This window comes from Aeromicrobium sp. Root236, assembly GCF_001428805.1.
In the GTDB taxonomy this organism is placed as follows: Bacteria; Actinomycetota; Actinomycetes; order Propionibacteriales; family Nocardioidaceae; genus Aeromicrobium.
The window spans coordinates 3,581,699-3,600,335 of record NZ_LMIS01000001.1 but is presented as its reverse complement, the minus strand read 5'-3'; the positions used below and the strand labels follow the sequence as shown (position 1 = coordinate 3,600,335).

The 18,637-nt window shown below is 66.9% G+C and carries 12 protein-coding genes; 4 read left to right on the top strand and 8 right to left on the bottom strand.

Features of this window, described 5'->3' with window-relative positions; translation table 11 throughout:
- Nucleotides 1-3 precede the first annotated feature (3 nt).
- The 4 genes from ASE12_RS18035 to ASE12_RS20275 all read right to left on the bottom strand — a co-directional run bounded on the left by ASE12_RS18035 (nt 4) and on the right by ASE12_RS20275 (nt 4,136).
- Nucleotides 4-918, bottom strand: coding sequence for a type II secretion system F family protein (locus tag ASE12_RS18035; RefSeq protein ID WP_235508942.1), 915 nt, complete (start codon nt 916-918; stop codon nt 4-6).
- Nucleotides 915-1,775, bottom strand: coding sequence for a type II secretion system F family protein (locus tag ASE12_RS18030; RefSeq protein ID WP_056403864.1), 861 nt, complete (start codon nt 1,773-1,775; stop codon nt 915-917). The genes ASE12_RS18035 and ASE12_RS18030 overlap by 4 nt, the downstream gene beginning before the upstream one ends.
- Nucleotides 1,763-3,001: a CpaF family protein gene (locus ASE12_RS18025; protein ID WP_056403861.1), complete on the bottom strand. Its 1,239-nt coding sequence runs from the start codon at nt 2,999-3,001 to the stop codon at nt 1,763-1,765. Before ASE12_RS18025 ends, ASE12_RS18030 begins: the two co-directional genes overlap by 13 nt.
- Nucleotides 3,002-3,107: 106 nt before the next feature.
- On the bottom strand, nt 3,108-4,136 hold the full coding sequence (locus ASE12_RS20275) for a putative Ig domain-containing protein (protein WP_162255524.1): 1,029 nt from the start codon (nt 4,134-4,136) through the stop codon (nt 3,108-3,110).
- Between the two features lie 451 nt (nt 4,137-4,587).
- On the opposite strand from ASE12_RS20275, the gene ASE12_RS20270 reads away from it, so the two are divergent.
- Complete coding sequence (locus tag ASE12_RS20270; RefSeq protein WP_162255523.1) at nt 4,588-5,001, top strand: hypothetical protein; 414 nt, start codon at nt 4,588-4,590, stop codon at nt 4,999-5,001.
- 61 nt (nt 5,002-5,062) lie between these two features.
- Here the strand turns inward: ASE12_RS20270 and ASE12_RS18010 are convergent, their stop codons facing one another.
- Complete coding sequence (locus tag ASE12_RS18010; protein ID WP_157413051.1) at nt 5,063-8,374, bottom strand: hypothetical protein; 3,312 nt, start codon at nt 8,372-8,374, stop codon at nt 5,063-5,065.
- Between the two features lie 206 nt (nt 8,375-8,580).
- Here ASE12_RS18010 and ASE12_RS18005 point away from each other — a divergent pair, with 206 nt between their 5' ends.
- Nucleotides 8,581-9,099 carry a DinB family protein gene (locus ASE12_RS18005; RefSeq protein ID WP_056403848.1) on the top strand — a complete coding sequence of 173 codons (519 nt, stop codon included), beginning with the start codon at nt 8,581-8,583 and terminating at the stop codon, nt 9,097-9,099.
- On the opposite strand, the gene ASE12_RS18000 is transcribed toward ASE12_RS18005, so the two are convergent.
- Entirely contained in the window at nt 9,096-11,858 is a 2,763-nt protein-coding gene (locus tag ASE12_RS18000; RefSeq protein WP_082582380.1) for an Ig-like domain repeat protein, read from the bottom strand. The genes ASE12_RS18005 and ASE12_RS18000 overlap by 4 nt on opposite strands.
- A 149-nt stretch (nt 11,859-12,007) precedes the next feature.
- On the opposite strand from ASE12_RS18000, the gene ASE12_RS17995 reads away from it, so the two are divergent.
- Nucleotides 12,008-12,679 (top strand): response regulator transcription factor, encoded by a 672-nt coding sequence (locus ASE12_RS17995; protein WP_235508941.1) that lies wholly within the window; start codon nt 12,008-12,010, stop codon nt 12,677-12,679.
- Nucleotides 12,680-12,688: 9 nt separating this feature from the next.
- Here ASE12_RS17995 and ASE12_RS17990 read toward each other — a convergent pair whose 3' ends face one another.
- Nucleotides 12,689-14,335, bottom strand: a complete 1,647-nt coding sequence (locus ASE12_RS17990; RefSeq protein WP_056403844.1) for a histidine kinase — start codon at nt 14,333-14,335, stop codon at nt 12,689-12,691.
- Entirely contained in the window at nt 14,335-14,685 is a 351-nt protein-coding gene (locus ASE12_RS17985) for a response regulator transcription factor (RefSeq protein WP_056403841.1), read from the bottom strand. The genes ASE12_RS17990 and ASE12_RS17985 overlap by 1 nt, the downstream gene beginning before the upstream one ends.
- Nucleotides 14,686-14,795: 110 nt before the next feature.
- On the opposite strand from ASE12_RS17985, the gene ASE12_RS17980 reads away from it, so the two are divergent.
- A complete protein-coding gene (locus ASE12_RS17980) occupies nt 14,796-18,554 on the top strand; it encodes an Ig-like domain-containing protein (RefSeq protein WP_056403840.1) in 3,759 nt (1,252 codons plus the stop codon).
- The last annotated feature ends 83 nt before the right edge of the window (nt 18,555-18,637 follow it).

Here is an 18,637-nt window from a genome sequence, read left to right as displayed (position 1 = left end):
TTCCTACATACCTGAGGTCAGGTGGAGTCCGATGTAGCCGGGATAGAACGCGAAGACGATGGTCACCGGAAGGATCAGGAACACGACCGGCACCATCATCGCGACCTCCTTGCGACCGCCCGCCTCCATCAGCTCGCGCCGACCGGCTTCGCGTACGTCCGCCGCCTGGGCGTGCAGCACGTCGACGAGCGGCGTGCCGCGTTCGACCGCGATGGCCAGGCCTTCGGCGAATCGCGCGATGCTCGTGACGCCAGTGCGCGCGGCAAGGCCGTCGAACGCCTGCGCCATGGCGGTCCCGGTACGGATGTCGGCGACGACTCGGGCCAGCTCGTCGGACAAGGCGCCGTGGCAGACCTTCATGATGCGTTCGAGCCCGGCGACGGGGCTCTCGCCTGCAGCCACTGCGAGGGCCAGAAGGTCGGCGACCACCGGGAACTCCGCCTGCAGCTCCTGCTCGTGAGCCTTCACCCGGCCGGACAGGTGGTTGTCGCACATCAGGACGCCGCTCACGAAGCCGATCACGCAGATGACGAGCAGCACCGGGACGCCCGTGTCCCGCTCGGACCACAGCAGCGCCGAGATGCCGACCGCGCCGGCGAGCCCGGTCGCGCCCCACAGCACCTGCTGGATGCGGAAGTCCTCGACCGTCATGGTCGACCCCAGCCGTACGAGGCGTCGCGACACGCTCGCGGAACCGCCGACGAGGTCACCCACGACCTGCCCGGCTCGGCGCACCGACGGTCCGAACACCGCGTCCACGACACCGTGGGACCGGCCGGGCACGACGGCGTACGGATGGACGTCGCGCAGGTAGGGACTCAACCGTTGGTCGAGCGACGGTCGTCTCGTGCGCGCCCAGCCGGAAGCGACCAGGAGAAGACCGCTGGAGAGCAGCAACCCGATCATCGCCCCGGTCACGCCAGGATCCGCTTCTCGGTGGGCAGCCGGCCGATCCAGAGCATGAGCCGATAGGCCACGACACAGAGAACCGCACCACTGACGAGCACGATCAGTCCCGTGGTTGTCGCGAAGCGTTCGACGACGTCCTGCTGCAGGCACATGAACAGCAGGACGCCCCAGGGAGCAGCCACCGCGAGGCGCGCACCGTTGACGGTCCAGGACTGGCGCGACTCGAGCTCTCCGCGCGTACGGAGGTCGTCGCGCAGGAAGCCCGAGAGCGACCGCAGCATGCGTCCGAGGTCACCGCCACCGACCTCGCGTGCAATGCGGAGCGCCTCGATGACCCGGTCCCCCACCGGATCGGCCAGCCGCGCCTTGAGCAGATCGAGGGAGTCGTGGAAGCGTCCGGTGGCCTGGTAGTCGCGGCCGAACTGGCCGAACGGCGCTCGGAGACCCTCGGGGCCGCGCTCCCCCAGCTGCATCAAGGCCTCTGGCAACGAGAGCCCGGCACGTACGGCGGACGAGAGGTTGTCGACGGCGTCGGGCCACAGGGCGGCGTGCTCGCCGGCTCGTCGCTCGGCTCGTCCACGCAGGATCGCGATGGGTACGGCACCTGCCATCAGGCCGAAGATGACCCCGATCGCAGGTACGCCCGAGGCTGCGGTCAGGACCACGGCCCCGAGCACGAAGGCCACGACGCACATGCCGACGACCTGTGCCGGGGAGACGCCTTCGACACCAGCGCGTGCCAGCAGGTCAGCGAGGCGACTGGTGCGCCGCGCACTGCGACGAGCCGGCCGCCAACCAGGCTCGGCAAGCGCCCAGCCGATCAGCAGCAGGCCGGTGCCGGCCATCAAGCCGATCAGGGCACCCATCGACCGACCCCCAACACATCGTCGAGGTCGATGCCGACCTGTTCGTAGGCGTCACGGCGGAACGGCACGCCGTGTCCACGCTCGAGCCGGCCCGCGCGGCGTACGAACACCGGCTCGGACTCAATGAGGTCGTTCTCGACCCGGCCGGTCACCGCGACGATCTCGCGGACGGCGCGGGACCCGTCGGCGTCGATGCCCGTGTGGACCACGAGGTCGACCGACGAGGCGACGGTCGGGACGACGAACCTCGAACCGATGTTGTCGCCGGCGAGCAGCGGGAGCGTGCACATCTTGACCAGTGCTTGCCGCGCAGAATTGGCGTGGATGCTGGCCATGCCGGGCAGCCCGGCGTTGAGCGCGAGCAACAGGTCGAGGCACTCGGCGGCCCTGACCTCGCCGACGATGATCCGGGACGGCCGCATGCGCAGCGCCTCCTTGACGAGGACGCGCAGCGAGATCTCGCCCGTACCCTCGAGCCCCGCCTGTCGTGTCTGCATCGCCACCCAGTCCGGGTGCCCGCACTGCAGCTCGAAGACCTCTTCGACCGAGACGAGCCGCTGGGATCCCGGGATGGACGCGGCCAAGCAGTTGAGCAGGGTCGTCTTGCCGGCCTGCGTACCCCCGGAGACGACGATGTTGAGGCCGGCGATGACGCTCGCATCGAGGAACGCGGCACTCTGCTCGTCGAGGGTGCCGAGCGCGACGAGATCTGTGAGCGAGTGGGCGCGTGCGACGAACTTGCGGATGTTGACGGCGGCGAAGCCTCGCGAGATGCCGTCGAGCACGACATGCAGGCGGTGGCCGCCGGGCAGCATCGCATCGACGAACGGCTGGCTGATGTCGAGGCGCCGGCCCGAGGAGCTCAGCATGCGCTCGACGAGCTCGCGGACCTGCTCGGCGGTGAGGATCAACGAGGTCAGCTCGTGCCGGCCGCCGCGTGCGATGAAGACGCGGGAGGGATCGTTGATCCAGATCTCCTCGACCGTGTCGTCGTCGAGGAACTGCTGCAGCGGCCCGAACCCGGACACGTCGGCGACGATCTGGCCGATCACGAGCTCCGGCTCGTCGAGCGAGCGTACGGCGCCGGTCAGGCTGCGGGACTCGTGCTCCGCGATGACGTCGAGGGCTGCCTGGCGTACGGACACCGCGTCGGTGCGCGGGTCGATGCGGCGTTGGCGCACGAGATCGCGCACGCGGTCGGACAGGGCCGACGTCGACGATTCCACTCCCAGAACCTCTTCCCCCGAAGAAGTGACTCCGATGATCTTGTCGAACCTCGTGCGGTTTGTGAAGGGCCGTCGCGAAGATCTGTGGAACAACGGCGCTGAGGTGTCAGCCGATCGTGAGGGTCAACGTCCTGGTGGCGACGTTCGCGGGCGTCGAGGCGTCGCGGACGCTCACGGTGAAGGTGTACGTACCTGCCGCCGTCGGCGTGCCAGAGATCGTGCCGCTGGTGGCCAGGCGCACGCCGGGCGGGAGTGCGCCGGCCGAGATCGTGGAGACCAGGGTGCCCTTGCCGCCGCTGAACGCGAGCTTGGTGGTGTAGTACCTCTTCGCCGTGCCCGCGGGAAGGCTGGTCGTGACGATCGACATCGGGGTGACGGTCAGCGACAACGTCGCGCTCGCCGTCCCGTGCGGCACCGCGGCGTCGGTCACGAGCACCGTGAACGTCGACGTGCCCACGGTCGTCGGCACCCCCGTGATCTGGCCGCCGCTGGCCAACTTCAGCCCGGCGGGCAAGGCACCAGAGGTGATGACCCATTTCAACGTCGGCTTGCCACCAGACGTCTTGAGCGTCGTCGAATAGGTCCGGCCAACCGGCGCTGCGGGAAGCGACGACGTCGCAACACTCATCGGCACGACATTGATGGTGAACGTCTTCGTGGCGACGTTGGCCGGTCTGGCAGCGTCGGTGACCTGAATCGTGACGGTGGTCGAACCCATCACGGTGGGCGTACCCGACAGGACTCCCGCGGTGCTGAGGTACAACCCCTTCGGCAAGGTGCTGCCTGCGGCGACCTTCCAGACGTACGTCTTCTTGCCGCCGAGCACGGTGAACGCCTGCTTGTAGGCGGCATAGACCGGCGCTTGTGGCAGCGAGCTGGTCGTGATCGTCATCGGTTTGATCGTGATGCTGATCGGGAGCGTTTGCGTCGTGTCGCCGTCGGTCGCCCGGACGGTGAAGGTCGAGGTGCCCACGCTCGTCGGCGTACCGGCGAAGTTGCCGGCGGAGGAGAACGTGACCCCGGTGGGGAGTGCGCCAGACGCGATGGACCACGTGATGGGGCCGTCTCCGCCAAAGGCGAGGGTGTGCGCGGTGTAGGCGGTGTATACGACGCCATCGGGCAGCGTCGGGCTCACGATCTGTATCGGATTCGGGGTGACCTTGAGGGTGAGTTCCTGCGTGTCAGAGTTGTGCAAGAGTGACTCAGTCACCCGTACGGTGAAGGTCCACGTCCCGAGGGTGTTCGTCCCACCGCCGAGACGGCCATCGGACGTGAGCGAGAATCCCGGTGGCAGCGTCCCCGAGACGAGGTCCCAAGTGTAGGAGCCCTGCCCGCCTTCGGCAGTGAGGCCCTGGCTGTAGGTGGCGAGCTTGTGCGCGTCCGGAAGCGATGTGGTCGTGATCGTCGGCGTGCATTGCAGCTCGAACGCCTGGACCGCAGAGGTGAAGGTCGGGTTGCCTCGGGTCGGGTTCGCCTTCAGGACGAGCGGGAACTGGGCGAGGGTGGTCGCGGGGCCAGAGCCTGAGCTCTCGCAGGAGACAGCCGCGCTGACAGTGATGTAGCAATCAGAGCCGTTTGAGTCGTTCGTGCAGGTCCCGCCGGTGATCGTGGTGCCGGGCGGCACGGTGCCGGCGCCGATGGACACGTCACCGCAGCTGGTTGGCCCGCATGACGTGAACGGGACCGGGGACACGACCCCCATCGCAAGCCTGAAGGTGGCGGTGTTCGTCGCGGTCGTCGGTGGCCCCCAGAGGCACCAGTCCGCGGTGACCACCGAGGTCGGCGACGTCTGGAACGTGATGGTTCGAGTGGTGTTGTTGCAGTACTGCTGCGGCGACACGTACGCGGCGGCCGTCGCACTGGTGTCGACCCTCGCGCTGACGTCAGCCGTCGCGCTGCCCGATTCGACGATAACGAAACTGCCCATGACCAACGCCGCAACCACTGCCAAGACAACTCGACGCATGACCGTCTCCCTGTTCGATTGCGTACGACGCTAAGGGAGTTCGACCCACCGAGTCGTCCGTGCCAGCACGGATCTCTGACGCGCGTGCCAGACCGTCAACCGACCAGGTTCACGTTGTCCGCGGCAATCGGGTCCGCAGTCTTCGCGGTCGTTCCCGCAAGGGTTCGGGCGACGCCCTGGAGGAACGCCACCTTGTGCTTCTCGCCAATGACGAAATGCATGGCGTGCACGAGGTCATCGACGGCCCAGTGCTGCTTCGCTTTCAGCGCCTTGTCGAGACTGCCGAGCACCTTCCTGGACTTGGTCACGCGAATTTCTGCCAGGAAGTCGACCAACGCATTGCGGGCGGCCAATATCTGCCGGCCGTTGTAGCGCCCCAGCTCTCGGTACGCGATGTACGTCGAGCTGTCGAAGAACTGGTCGTTCGTCGTGATCGTCGGGTAGTCCGGGTGGGTCTCTCGGTAGCCGAGCATCGAGGCCGGCATGTCCTTCGTCAAGCCCGGCTTCGAGTACCAGATCACGCCGGCGTTGTCCCATTCAGAGCCCCGCCTGAAAAAGCCGACAGTGGTGGTGCGCACTGAGTATCCGCGGCCATCCACTGACGCGGTTGAACGCAGCGGGTCGAGATTCGCCTGGATGTGCACGTCACACTCCAGGGGCGCGAGGTCCATGGCCTTGCCCAGAGAGCTGGTTGCCACCAAGGAGCCGCAGTCGGCATCGATACACACGACTTCTTGGATGTCCTTGCGACGGAGCATCTCCACCAGACCAGTGTTCTCCCAGTGCCCTCCGTCGGTCATGTAGACGTACGGGTCGCTCAAGTCGTGGATGCCGAGAAACTCCTTGAACAAGTAGCCGAGACCTGTCGGTGGATATCCGATCGGTTGCGCCACACGGTTCTCGTGCGAAAGCTCGGTCATCGGACCCGGATCGGCGCTCCCATCGACGTACGCGTTTGCGTACCGAGGGTTGGGCATCCAGACACCCAGCCGAATGTTGGCGAAGGCCAGAAGCATCCTTGTGGGGCCGATCTTGATCCTGCCCATCGCCGGAGAGACCGCGGCGCTCGCAATCGCGACGGCAAGCATGGTCGTCACGCGCTTGTGCCCGGCTGCTCCCATCGCGTTGATGACCTCGGTCGGTGCTTGGTGCACGCTCCAGCTGCCGTGGTCGCTGGTCGGCACGTGAACTGCGACGTGCTGTGGATCAAAGGTGACGCTCAACGCCGGGATGCCGTAATGCGTCTTGACTGACCGCGAAGACACTGTCGCCGTGGCGCAGACGGTCAGCGGCGTCGAGGGCCTGCCAGCCTGGCGGAACGAGTGCAGCCAGGGCTCACGCAGATGCTTGTCGCTCGTCGCGTTGTCGTTCTGATAGACCGAGAGCTTCACCTCGCCGGGAGCGCACGGTTTGTCGGTTCGGTACGTGGCATAGCCGATGCGGAGCTTGCCGCGGTAGAACGCCGCAAGCGACCATCGTTCCGGGCTGAAGAACAGCTGTACGGCCACGAGCAGGACCACAACGATCACCCACCACCACCCTGACTGCTGATGTTCGCCAGGCAGGAAGGACGACCACACCACTTTCATGCTCGCGCTCCGCCCCGTCCACAGGCCCGCGATCAACGTGGCGAACACGATGAAGGCAGCACCGCCGATGTAGGGCGCAAACTTGGCACCGGGCTTCTTGACGATTCGAGCTGCCGCGCCCAGCACTCCTCCCAGTCCCGCGGCGGTCCCCGAGAATGTCGGCACACCGGAGTCCAGCCATCCCGCAAGCTTCGGCAAGCCGTAGAGGCCCACCAGCAGCACGATTCCCAAGGCCAACGACCCGTACCCGGCATACATGCATGACCGGAACAAGCCCTGCTTCTTGGTGTTGCTGGCAACATCGCGGCTCAGGAACTGGCCCAGCAGCACCCACACCATGACGAGCAGCACTCCCGCGGCCACCAGCGCCAGACCCGGGAAGACCAGGTTGTGACAAGCGAGGAGTTTCTCGTGATCCTTGTCGTTCAAGGGCCCGTCATTCAATTGCGAAAGGAGCCAGCCGAACGGGGTCACGAGCACCCACAAGAACGCACTCAGCACGGCGGCATTCAAGAGGAATCCCGCGAGCACGGTCGCGATGGCGGAGGGTCGGTAGGTCTGCGATTTGGCGGCCGGGGTGTCATCCGCGGCGATCTCGGCATCCGTCGCAGGGGCCTCCGAGCTGTCCGCCGTAGCCCGTGGACTGGAAGCGAGCAGATAGCCCAGGTTGGCGAAGAGGTGCTCCTCCTCGAGCGTCATGCCGGACTGCATCGACCATGGTGTTCGAAGCGTCTCGGGCGGACGCTCTGCTCCAGGAACGTCAGTGGCGGGCGGGTCGAGACGATCCTGCGCGCCGTACACCTCCGTGTCGTAGTACGAGCGGGCGAGACTGAAGCCTGCGGCCATGTTGGAGCCACCGGACACCGCGGTGACCACGGAGGCGCTGTCCCACCCGAAATTGTGGCGCCGACCGTCCCCGCCCTCCAAGACCTGCAACGCCCCAAGGGAGATCGACGAGGCGCGGATGCCCCCACCCGACAGGGCAATCCCGAAAGGCTTGTCGCTTCTCCTGGTCGCCGTCGAGTCATCATCCGAGGCCGGAGCGGCCTCGGGCAGCGCCCATGAAGCTTTGCGGACCCAGGGGGGCGTGAAGAGCCAGGCCCACACGCCACCGCACACGTAGACGGCGGCCACGAACACGATGGCGAACTTGGCCCATGCGCACGTTGCTGCGATCTCCCACGTGAGGTCGCGCTTCTCCCACCACGAATGGTTGTCCCCGAGGGCCATGAGCCCGTTCTCGAGAAGGTCGAAAGCACCCGCCCCGAGGATGGCGAACGACAGGGCAACTCGCGCCCGGCGGAGTCGTTCCAATCGGTAGTAGCAACCAGCCCATCGCGTCAAGAACACGAGCAGCAGGACGTACGAAGCGATGAACGCGCAGTCGGCTCGAAGCGCCGCCTCCAGGACACCAGAGTCATACGAGATCTTTGCGGCCTCGCGCGCAGAACCGGCGAGCTCGAGCCGAACGATGCTCGGACCCGACTTCGGCGTTGCCCAGCCGCCGAGAATCACGACAGGAACGACGGCGACTGCGAGGGTGACCCATCTCAACCACCCATGCCTGAGCCACTTTTCAGGGTTGGCACGAGAGTCGGTGCTGAACGTTCGGGTCGCCAACAGCGTGATCGCGACGACGACAAGCACGCCCAGAATCGACCACCACGCGGCGGCGGTACGTGCCAGTGACCCGTCGTAGTCACGCGAATCCGCAACCGCAAGCCCGCCGGCCACGGCAGCAGCGCCAGCGACCACACCCACGATCAGACCGATGACACGTCGCCCGTACGACCAGGCAAGCGAGCCCTTCGCGTTCACCTTCCCCACCCGCTCACGGCGCGATGGAGTGGAACGACTGATTCGCGATCTGACTTGGTCACGAGGGACCTCCGGTTCAACCTCCGCTACGCGACAGCATGGCACCGATCCACAGGTCCTGACAGGTCACTTCGAACTAGTTCGACTTCGGACTTGAGCCGATCCTCGCGGGACTGACGCGACCAGTGCATGACACGATCGGGCGTATGACCTGGACCGTACCGACCCCGACTCCTGCGCCCGAGGGCCCGATGACCGGCCCCGACCGGCCGCTGCTCGAGGAGATGCTGGCGCATCATCGCGTCACGCTGCTCAACATCTGCGCGGGCCTGACCGCCGAACAGCTCGCGTCGCGGCCCATCCCGTCGACGAGCATCACGTTGCTGGGGCTCGTACGCCACATGGCCAAGGTCGAGCGCATCTGGTTCCGCAAGCGGTTGGCGCAGCAGGACATCCAGCACCTGCACAACTTCGAGGCCCGTGACGACACCGACTTCAAGGTCATCGACCCGGCGGATGCCGAGCGTGCCGTGGCCGAGCTGCTCAACGAGCAGCGTGAGGCCGACGAGGCAGCCAAGGCACTCGACTTCGACGTGACGTTCGACAGCCACGGCGACGACATGTCCCTGCGCATGCTCTACATCCACATGATCCAGGAGTACGCCCGGCACAACGGTCACGCCGACCTGATCCGCGAGGCGATCGACGGCGTGACCAGCCGTTAGTTGACCCTGACGTAGACGCTGGCCCTGCTCGAGGCGTAGCCGGTGTCGCCGTAGAAGACCGCGGTCAGCAGGTGTTTGCCCCGCACCGTCGGGTGGAACACCGTCGACACCTGACCATCCTTGACCTTCATCGTCCGGGTCACCCGGCCGCGATAGAACACCTTGATCGTCCCGGTCGGGACCACCTTGTAGCCCTTGACCGTGAACGTCGCCCGCAAAGCGTCCCCGCTGTCGAGGGTCTTGGTGTTCAGCACGATCCCGGTCGACGTCTTGGCGCTGCTGATCGCACCCGCCGAAGCAGTGGCGCTACCCGCCGGATCACCACCACGCTTGGCCGTGACCTTCACCGACACCACCCTTCGGGCGTCAGCAGTCGTCAGCCGGTACGTCTTGCTCGTCGCACCATCGATCGGCACGCCACCACGCATCCACGCATACGTCACATCCAGACCGCTCACGTCCCACGCACCAGTACCAGCCGACAGCAGACGACCCACCATTCGGGGCCCGGAGACCACGGCTGCTGGATCACACACGTCACCCACACCGTCGTGATCGGCATCAGCCTGGTTCGGGTTCGCCGTCAGCGGGCAGTTGTCCGCCCAGTCGAGGTCGGTGTCATTGTCCTCATCGTGGTCGCACGGCTCGCCGACGCGATCGGGCACAGTGCCGTGCCGAAGCGGCAGGAAGCCAGCCTGGCCGTCAAACCACACCGAACCGTCCGCGCCGCCCTGGATCCCCCACGCACCCATCTGGGATCGGATGTACGCGACAGTCTCCGGGGACTGGCCGTCAGCGATGGGATACGAGAAGTTCGGCGCCTCGGCCTTGTACAGCGTCACCGCGCCGTCAGTCGTGATCCGACCGATGCCGTCGAAGCTTCGCATGCCGAACCACAGGTCGCCGCCAGCGGACGTGATGCTGAAGGGGACGCTCTGGTCCGGTATCCCGGTAGCGAACCACGTGATCTCACCGGCCGGGGTCATCTTGCCGATCCGGCCACCTGCGTCAGTGATCCAGAGATTGCCGTCGGGTCCTGCGGCGATGTCGCCCAGCGTGGTCTGGCCAATGTTCGGGTCGACCGGAATGAGGTCCGGGGTGAACTCGGTCAGAACGCCTTGGGGAGTCAGGCGACCGATCCGCTCGCGGACCACCGCACCGCCGTCAAGAACCCTGCCTTCGAGAACCCACAAGTTGGCGCCAGAGCGGACAATCTTGAGCGGTGTGTCAGTTGTTGTTGCTGGCAGCTCGGTGACAGTCCCGTTGGGCGTGATCCGACCGATACGTTTCGTCCCCTGCTCACTGAACCACAAGTTCCCGTCAGGACCCATCGTGATGCCGCCCGGCTGACTGCCTGGCGTGATCCCCGCGCTGAAGCGGGTGACCGAGCCATCCTGATTTTGGCGCCCGATCCGGTCCCGGTCGATCTCGGTGAACCAGATGTCTCCGCCCGGAGTGAGGGCGATGCCTGACAGCCTCGCGAGCGAGACGGCGCCAGCCACGACCGGCGCCTCGGCAACCCCATCCGGCTTCACGTAGCCGAGCACTCCAGCGAACAAGCCGGTGTACCAATACGTGCCGTCGGGCGCGACGGCGGCATCAGCAGAGACGTCTCCGGCACCTCCGATGAAGGAGTTGGTGGACCAGTCAGCCGGATTCACCCTGGTCGGCACGAAGATTCCGGTCGAGAGACCGCCGGAGAGAACCCAGAGCTTGCCGTCCGTGGCGAAGATCGGCGACTTCACCGGGACCTGGATCGTTTGGGGCGGCATTTGGCCGTCGTACGGAATGGTGATGCTGAGCGTATGCAGGATGCTCACCTGACCGGCGGTTGTGACGCGGCCGATCCGACCGCTCCAGTAGTCGGTGAACCACAGACTTCCGTCGGGCGCCGGAGTGATGTGAGTGAGCGAGAGCGGGCGATCTGGATCGGGGTCCGCAGGCACCGGATAGTCGGTGATCTGACCTGCCGGTGTGATCCGGCCGACCCAGCCCGCGGCTTCGATGAACCACATGTTCCCGTCTGATCCCGTGACGAGGCTACCCGGCGGCGCAGTGCCGCTGATCCCGTCACTGAACCGGACGATCTGGTCACCGGCGGTGCTCATCCGGCCGATGAAGGGGTCGCCGTCACGACCACTGAACCACAGGTTGCCGTCAGGTCCGGCGGTGATGGACAGGAGCTGCACCGAGGAGGTGCCGATCTCGAAAGTTGTGACATCACCTGTGCTCGGGTTGAACCGGAGGACTTTGTTGGTGGCGGCACCGATCACCCACAAGTTGCCGTCGGGCCCGGCAGTGAGGTCGTTGAGCTTCCAGCCTGGGTCGATGCCATCGAAGAACTTGGTCACTGTGCCGCTCGGGGTGATCCGGACCAGTCCCGCAACCGGCTCTCGCAAGGTCACCCACATGTTGCCGTCGGGTCCGCGTGCGATGTTGGACGGGAAAGAGAGTGTTGGGTCGAGAGTGCTCTTGAACATCGGGAACATGGTGATGGCGCCCGACGGCTTGACCTGGCCGACGCCGTTGACCCAGTCTGCGAACCAGATGTTGCCGTCTGGGCCCATCGCCGATTCGGCCGGAAAACCTGCCGGAGTGAAGGACTTGAACTCGCACAGGCTCGAGAGGTCCGTGTCCGCAGCCGATGCCGCTGACGCCGGAGAACCCGGCGAGGCCGTCGTCCACGTCAAGCACGACACGGCCAGCACCAAAATGAGCAGCAGTGTCCTGCCCGTCGACACAGATGTACGTCGGAGCATGCTGATCCCCTCAGCTGATCGCGGGACGACAGACTCGCCCGCCTGGGAGTCAGACTAGGAATCCAGAGACCGCCTGTCGTCCGTGCCAGCACGTACGAGACTCAGCATTTCGCTGCGGCGCTGAGGGCTCGCGCGACATACTTGTCGGCGTGGCTGCGCTCCGGGTGATGCTGGTCGACGACGCCCCGCTCGTCCGCGAGGGCATCGCGCGCCTCCTGCGGGATGACGGCGTCGACGTGGTCGCCCAGCGGGCCGATGCGATCGGCATCCTGCCCGTCGTCGAGCAGGACCGTCCGGACGTCGTGATCCTGGACGTCCGGATGCCGCCGACCCACACGACCGAAGGGCTGCAGGCGGCCGTCGAGATCAAGGAACAGCACCCCGACGTCGGCGTGCTGGTGCTGTCCCAGTACGTCGAGACGCACCATGCCGTGGACCTGCTGATCCGGGCGCGCCGAGGCGTCGGCTATCTGCTCAAGGAGCGGATCACGGCCCACGCCGACCTGGTCGCCGCCATCACCCGCGTTGCCGACGGTGGCACCGTGATCGATCCCGAGGTCGTCCGGAACGTCCTCGAGACACCGCGGCAGTCCGACCCGCTCGACCGGTTGACCGAGAGGGAACGCGAGGTGCTTGCCCTGGTGGCCGAGGGGCACTCCAACGCGTCCATCGCCGAGCTGCTGGTGACCAGCGGACGGACGATCGAGACCCATACCAACCGGATCTTCGCCAAGCTCGATCTCGAGGTCACCTCGACCACGCATCGCCGCGTGCTGGCCGTGCTCGCGCACCTCCGCGCCGGCGTCACCAGCGCCAGCTGAAGGGCCCGGTCAAACCGAGGGCAAGAAGCCGCGAGGCAGCACGGGCGCAGCGACGGCGTTGAAGCGTCGGCGTCGCAGCCCGGCGTCGGCCACGACGATCGCGCGCAGCTCATCGAGCTCCTCGCGAGAGATCCCCAGCTCGTCGGTCGACCGCTCCAGACGTTCGATCTCGTCGGCGGTCAGGGGCCCGTCGATGGAGCACATGCGGATGGCGTCGTAGAGCTGGCCCCGAGCGATCTCGGGGAGCCCCGGAATCTTCATCAAGCCTTCGAGGGTGTCGGAGTCGTCGTACGTCCTGACGGCCTCGATGACCCAGTCAGCGTCGCGCGCAGCCGTGAGGTAGCCGATCAACCATTCGCGTTCCCGCTCGGTGATCCGCGCGTTGCCTCCGGCAGCGAGCAGGATCGCCTTGGCGGCCACGAGGTTGTCCTCGTCGGTGATCTGGTCGACGACCTCACCGGGCATCTCCCAGTTCTCGTGCACGAACCACCGCAGGGCAGTCATCCGCCGCTGCTCGGCATCGGTGGGCAGGGTCTGGACGAGCGGGATCTCGGCGGTCACCGTGGTGCCGGCCGCAGCCGGGCTGACAATCCCGAACCCACCGCCCAGTGCGGCAATCCGGTCGGCCAGCCCCTGCAAACCGGAGCCGGGTGATCCCTCGGCTCCCCCGGCGCCGTCATCGCTCACGGCCACGTGAAGGACGCCGTCCACCACCCGTGACCGCACCGTCACGCGGGTGGCGTCCGCATGCTTGTTGGCATTGGTGAGCGCTTCGGCGACCAGGTAGTAGCCGGCGACCTCGACGACCTCGGGAAGCCGGTCGGGGAGGTCGACCTGCAGATCGACCGGTATGCCTGGGCGTTCGGCGAGCGACTCGAGCGCGCCGCGCAGTCCGGCGTCATCGACGATCGCCGGATGGATGCCACGGGTCAGCTCGCGCAGCTCGGAGATCGCGTCGCTGAGCTCGCGGGCGGCGTCGGTCAGCAGGGCCGTGAGCTCGGCGTCTCCAGTGGCGCGTCGGCTCGCCAGCCGGAACATCAGCGCGAGACCGACCAATCGTTGCTGCGCGCCATCATGCAGGTTGCGCTCGACCCGGCGGAGCTCTCGATCGCCGGCATCGATGATGCGGGAGCGGGACGCGTGTGCCTCCATGAGCTCGGCCCGCAGCTGGGCCTTGAGGCGTTCGTTGTCGAGTGCGAGGGAGGCCACGTCGATGGCAGCCTGCAGGCGCCCCGGATGCCGCAGCAGGCGTCGATCGTGGACGAGACCGGCAACCGGCTTGCCACCGCGATCGATGGGGGTGAACGCCCGTCGTGCGCCCGAGTCCGGCTTGGTTGTCTGCTCACCGAGGCCGGTGATCCAGCCACCGCGGCCGACCTGGGTGTAGACGATCTCGAGGTCGGGGTCCGCGAGCGCCCTGCGGAGCGCATCGCGGACCGTGTCGTCCGGGCCACCCGTACCGAGACCGGCGAGCGCGAGCGCCAGCCGTTCGTCCGCGGTGCGGGCGAGGAAGAACCAGGCCGCCAGGATCAGCGGCGCCGCACCGACGACGAGCTGCAACCAGAAGTCGTACGGATGGTCGATGTCGAACAGGAGCAGCGCGGCGGCGGCGAGCAACGCGACGACGACAACGCCGATCCGCAGCGCGCGGCTCATCAGTCGAGGAGCTCGGTGATCGCAGCGAGCGAGAGCTCGTCCTTGGGGATGTAGCCGGCCGCGAGGCCGTCGGCCAGCAGACGGCCGTGATCGGCGTCGAGCGTCGAGATCAGGATCACCACGGTCGTACCGACCTTCCCTTGAAGCCGTCGAGCGACCTCCATGCCGTCGATGCCGGGCATCCGGACGTCGACGAGGACGACATCAGGGTAGCAATCCTCGACCGCGGTGACCGCGTCTCCGCCGTACGCGATCTCGGCCAGGATCTCGACGCCCTCGGCCTCGAGCGCACGGCGCGCAGTCGTGCGGAATCGCTTGTCGTCATCGACAAGAACGATCCGTAGCGCCATGGCCCCCACCTTGTCACCGACAGGGGTCAGACCGGATCCGTGCTGGCACGGACGACACGGGCACGCGGGATGCCTAACGTCGGTCCCAACCCTCCCGAATGGACACTCGCATGACCACTCCCAGGTCTTCCTGGTCGGCGCGCAAGCACGTCGCGCTCACCCTTGCCCGGCTGCTCGTGCTCGCAACCACGGTGTCCGTGCTCGTGCTGGGGCAGGCCGGCGCGGCCAGCGCCACCTCTGCATCGTTTGCGCCCGCGATCGCCTACGACTCTGGGGGCTTCCCGATCGCCATGACGAGCGGCGACTTCAACGGCGACGACTATCCCGACCTCGCGGTCGTCAGCGACTCCAGCGGCGTCTGGGTGCTGCTCGGTGGTGCCGGCGGAACCTTCGGTGCGCCGACCAGGTACCCGGTCGGGTCCGAGCCCCGATCGATCGCGACCGGCGACTTCAACGGCGACGGCAACCCAGACCTCGTCGTTCCCAACGCAGCCAGCAACAATGTCTCCGTGCTGCTTGGCGCTCCCGACGGGACGTTCGGCGGGGCGACCAACTTTGCGGTCGGGACCTTCCCGGTGTCGGTTGCCATCGGCGACTTCAACGGCGACGGCGACCCCGATCTCGCGGTCGCCAATCAGCATTCCTACGACGTCTCCGTGCTGCTAGGCGGCACTGGCGGGACCTTCGGTGCGCCAACGAGCGTCCCTGCCGGCGACAATCCGTCCTCAGTTGCGGTGGGCGACTTCAACCACGACAACGATCCAGACCTCGCGATCGGCAACTACGGTGCAACCGTGTCGGTGCTGCTGGGTGGACCGGGGGCAACGTTCGGCTCTGCCACCGGCTATCCGGCAGGTAGCACCGACGACCCCGTCACATCAATCGTGGTCGACGACTTCAACGCCGACTCCGACCCCGATCTCGTGGTCGGTTACGACAGCGGCGTCGGGGTCACCGTTCTGCTCGGTGCGGCCGGAGGAAGTTTCGCTGCGCCCACCACGTACGCGATTCCCCACGCATTTGACGTCGCGGTCGCTGACCTGAACGACGACTCTCACTCCGACCTCGCGGTCGCAGAAAACGGCACGGAGGCTCCCGACGGCACCGTCCACGTGCTGCACGGCAACGGCGACGGAACGTTCGGAGACGAGACGCAGTTCCCAACCTTTGGTGGCGCTCAGTCGGTGGTGATCGCAGACGTCAACGCCGATCACGAACCAGATCTCGTGGCGGGCAACTACGCCTCGAGGACCCAGAGCGCTGGCGGCATCGCGGTACTCCTGAACACTCGCGCCGCGCCGGACACGACCATCACGGCCGGTCCGAGCGGGCCGACCAATGAGGCCACGCAGACGTTCACCTTCACGTCGTCGAAGGCGGGATCGACATTCGAGTGCCGTCCCCACAGTGACCAGCCATTCACGGCGTGTACCTCGCCGTACACGACAGGCCCCTTTGTCGCCGGGACAAGGACGTTCGAGGTGCGCGCGACCGATCCCACAGGCAACATCGACCCGACCCCCGCGAGCCGTACGTTCACCGTGGACATCACCGCGCCGAACACCACGATCACCGGCGGGCCGGACGGTCTGACCAACCAAGACACGCCCACGTTTACGTTCACCTCGTCCCAGGCAGGGTCGACATTCGAGTGCCGCAGGGACGTCGACGAGCCGTTCGAAGCCTGCACCTCGCCCTGGCAGTTCCCGGCTCGCGTGGACAACGGGCCGCACACCTTCGAGGTACGTGCGACCGACACTGCGGGCAACGTCGACCCGACGCCGGCCACCCGTGACTACAACGTCGACACCACGCCGTCCCAGGCGTACTTCACCGATGGTCCCAGCGGGCCGACGAACGATGCGACGCCGACATTCACCTTCCAGTCGATCCAGTCCGACGCGACGTTCGAGTGCCGAGTCGACGGCGGGGACTTCACGGCCTGCGACTCGCCGTTCACGACCTCGGAGCTGCCAGACGGTGAGCACACGGTGTCCGTCCGCGCGATCGACTCGCTCGGCAACGTCCAGCCGGTGCCGGACACCCGTACGTTCACCGTCGACACGGTCGCAGCCGACACGTCGATCACGGGTGGCCCGGACGGCCCGACAAGCGACAACACACCAACCTTCACGTTCACCTCACCCGAACCGGGTGTGACATTCGAGTGCCGACTCGACGACGCACGCTTCAACCCATGCACCTCGCCGTACGACACCGGCCTTCTCGGTGGCAGCGACTTCACGTTCCAGGTGCGGGCACGGGATGCTGCGGGCAATGTCGACCCGACGCCGGCAACTCGGTCGTTCACGGTCGACCGGAACCCGCCGACCACTTCGATCACGTCAGCTCCGGGCACCGTGACGAACGACAACACGCCGACGGTCGGGTTCACCTCGTCCAAGCCCGACTCGACATTCGAGTGCCGAGTCGACGACGCGGCCTTCGCGGCATGCACGCCACCGCACACGTTCCCTCAGCTTGCCGACGGCGAACACGTCGTCGCCGTGCGCGCAACTGACTCCATCGGCAACGTCGACCCCGACCCAGCCGAGCGCACGTTCCGGGTCGACACGGCCCCGCCGGACACCACGATCAACTCCGGACCGAGCGGGCTCATCAACGACAACACGCCCGAGTTCGGTTGGGACGCCACGTCTGATGCGGCGACGTACGAGTGCCACGTCGACGACAAGCCGTTCGCCGCGTGTGCGTCGCCGGAGACGACCGCAGCGTTGAGCGACGGCCAGCACACGTTCGAGCTGCGGGCGATCGACGCTGCCGGCAACGTCGACCCGACGCCGGCCAAGCGCACATTCACGGTCGACACCACCGCACGGGTCACGGGGATCACCGGAGGCCCGAGCGGCCTGATCAACGACCCCACTCCGACGTTCACCTTCGCGACGTCGGACGCGGACAGCACGTTCGAGTGCCGAGTGTCGCCCAGGTCGTTCGGTCCCTGCACCTCGCCCTACACCTCCCCCGCGGAGCCTGACGGTGAGCACACCTTCCAGGTACGTTCAATCGACCCGGCAGGCAACGTGGAAAGCCCGCCAGTCAGTCGCACGTTCACGGTCGACACGAACGCGCCGGACACCAGCATGACGTCCGGACCGACCGGCACGATCGACGACCAGACGCCGACGTTCGGCTTCAGCTCGCCGGAGTCAGGAGCCACGCTCGAGTGCCGGGTCGACGATGCCGACTTCGGACCGTGCGCGTCGCCCTACACGACGGCGTTGCTCGGCAACGGCAGCCACACGTTCGAGGCACGCGCCACCGACGCGGCGGGCAACACCGACGCGACCCCGGCCAGCCGTACGTTCACCATCAAGGTCGACGCCACCCCGCCGAAGACCGTGATCGACTCCGGGCCGGCGGATCTCAGCAACCAGGTCAAGCCGACGTTCACCTTCTCGGCGAACGAGCCGTCGACGTTCGAGTGCAAGGTCGATGCGGGCTCCTTCGTGCCGTGCGAGTCGGGCGACACGTTCGGCCCCCTCGGTGAAGGCAGCCACACGTTCGCCGTACGAGCGACGGACCTGGCCGGCAACGTCGACCCGACGACCGCCACTCGCGACTGGATCATCGACACCACGCCGCCGCAGACGACGATCACCAGCGGACCGTCGCCGTTGAGCCTGACGATGAAGGCGACACTCGCGTTCACCTCCTCCGAGGGCGGCTCGAGCTTCCAGTGTCAGCTCGAGGGTGGCGCGTGGCAGGCCTGCTCGAGCCCCAAGACGTACACGAATGCGCTCCTGGGCAATCACACCTTCGCCGTACGCGCGATCGACCCGGCCGGCAACACCGATCCCACCCCGGCGACGCGAAACTGGTTCACGCTCGGGCTGATCGTCCTGTGAGCCCGCGCAACAGGTGACGTCGACTTTGCGGTGGGCCTAGACCCACCGCAAAGCCGGGATTCGGCCCCACTGACCTGGCCGCG

What these genes read in the sequence shown, in the direction of transcription:
- ASE12_RS17990 (WP_056403844.1), bottom strand. Translation starts at nt 14,335, where the DNA reads ATGAGCCGCGCGCTGCGGATCGGCGTTGTCGTCGTCGCGTTGCTCGCC.
- ASE12_RS18005 (WP_056403848.1), top strand. Translation starts at nt 8,581, where the DNA reads ATGACCTGGACCGTACCGACCCCGACTCCTGCGCCCGAGGGCCCGATG.
- ASE12_RS18030 (WP_056403864.1), bottom strand. Translation starts at nt 1,775, where the DNA reads ATGGGTGCCCTGATCGGCTTGATGGCCGGCACCGGCCTGCTGCTGATC.
- ASE12_RS17985 (WP_056403841.1), bottom strand. Translation starts at nt 14,685, where the DNA reads ATGGCGCTACGGATCGTTCTTGTCGATGACGACAAGCGATTCCGCACG.
- ASE12_RS17980 (WP_056403840.1), top strand. Translation starts at nt 14,796, where the DNA reads ATGACCACTCCCAGGTCTTCCTGGTCGGCGCGCAAGCACGTCGCGCTC.
- ASE12_RS18000 (WP_082582380.1), bottom strand. Translation starts at nt 11,858, where the DNA reads ATGCTCCGACGTACATCTGTGTCGACGGGCAGGACACTGCTGCTCATT.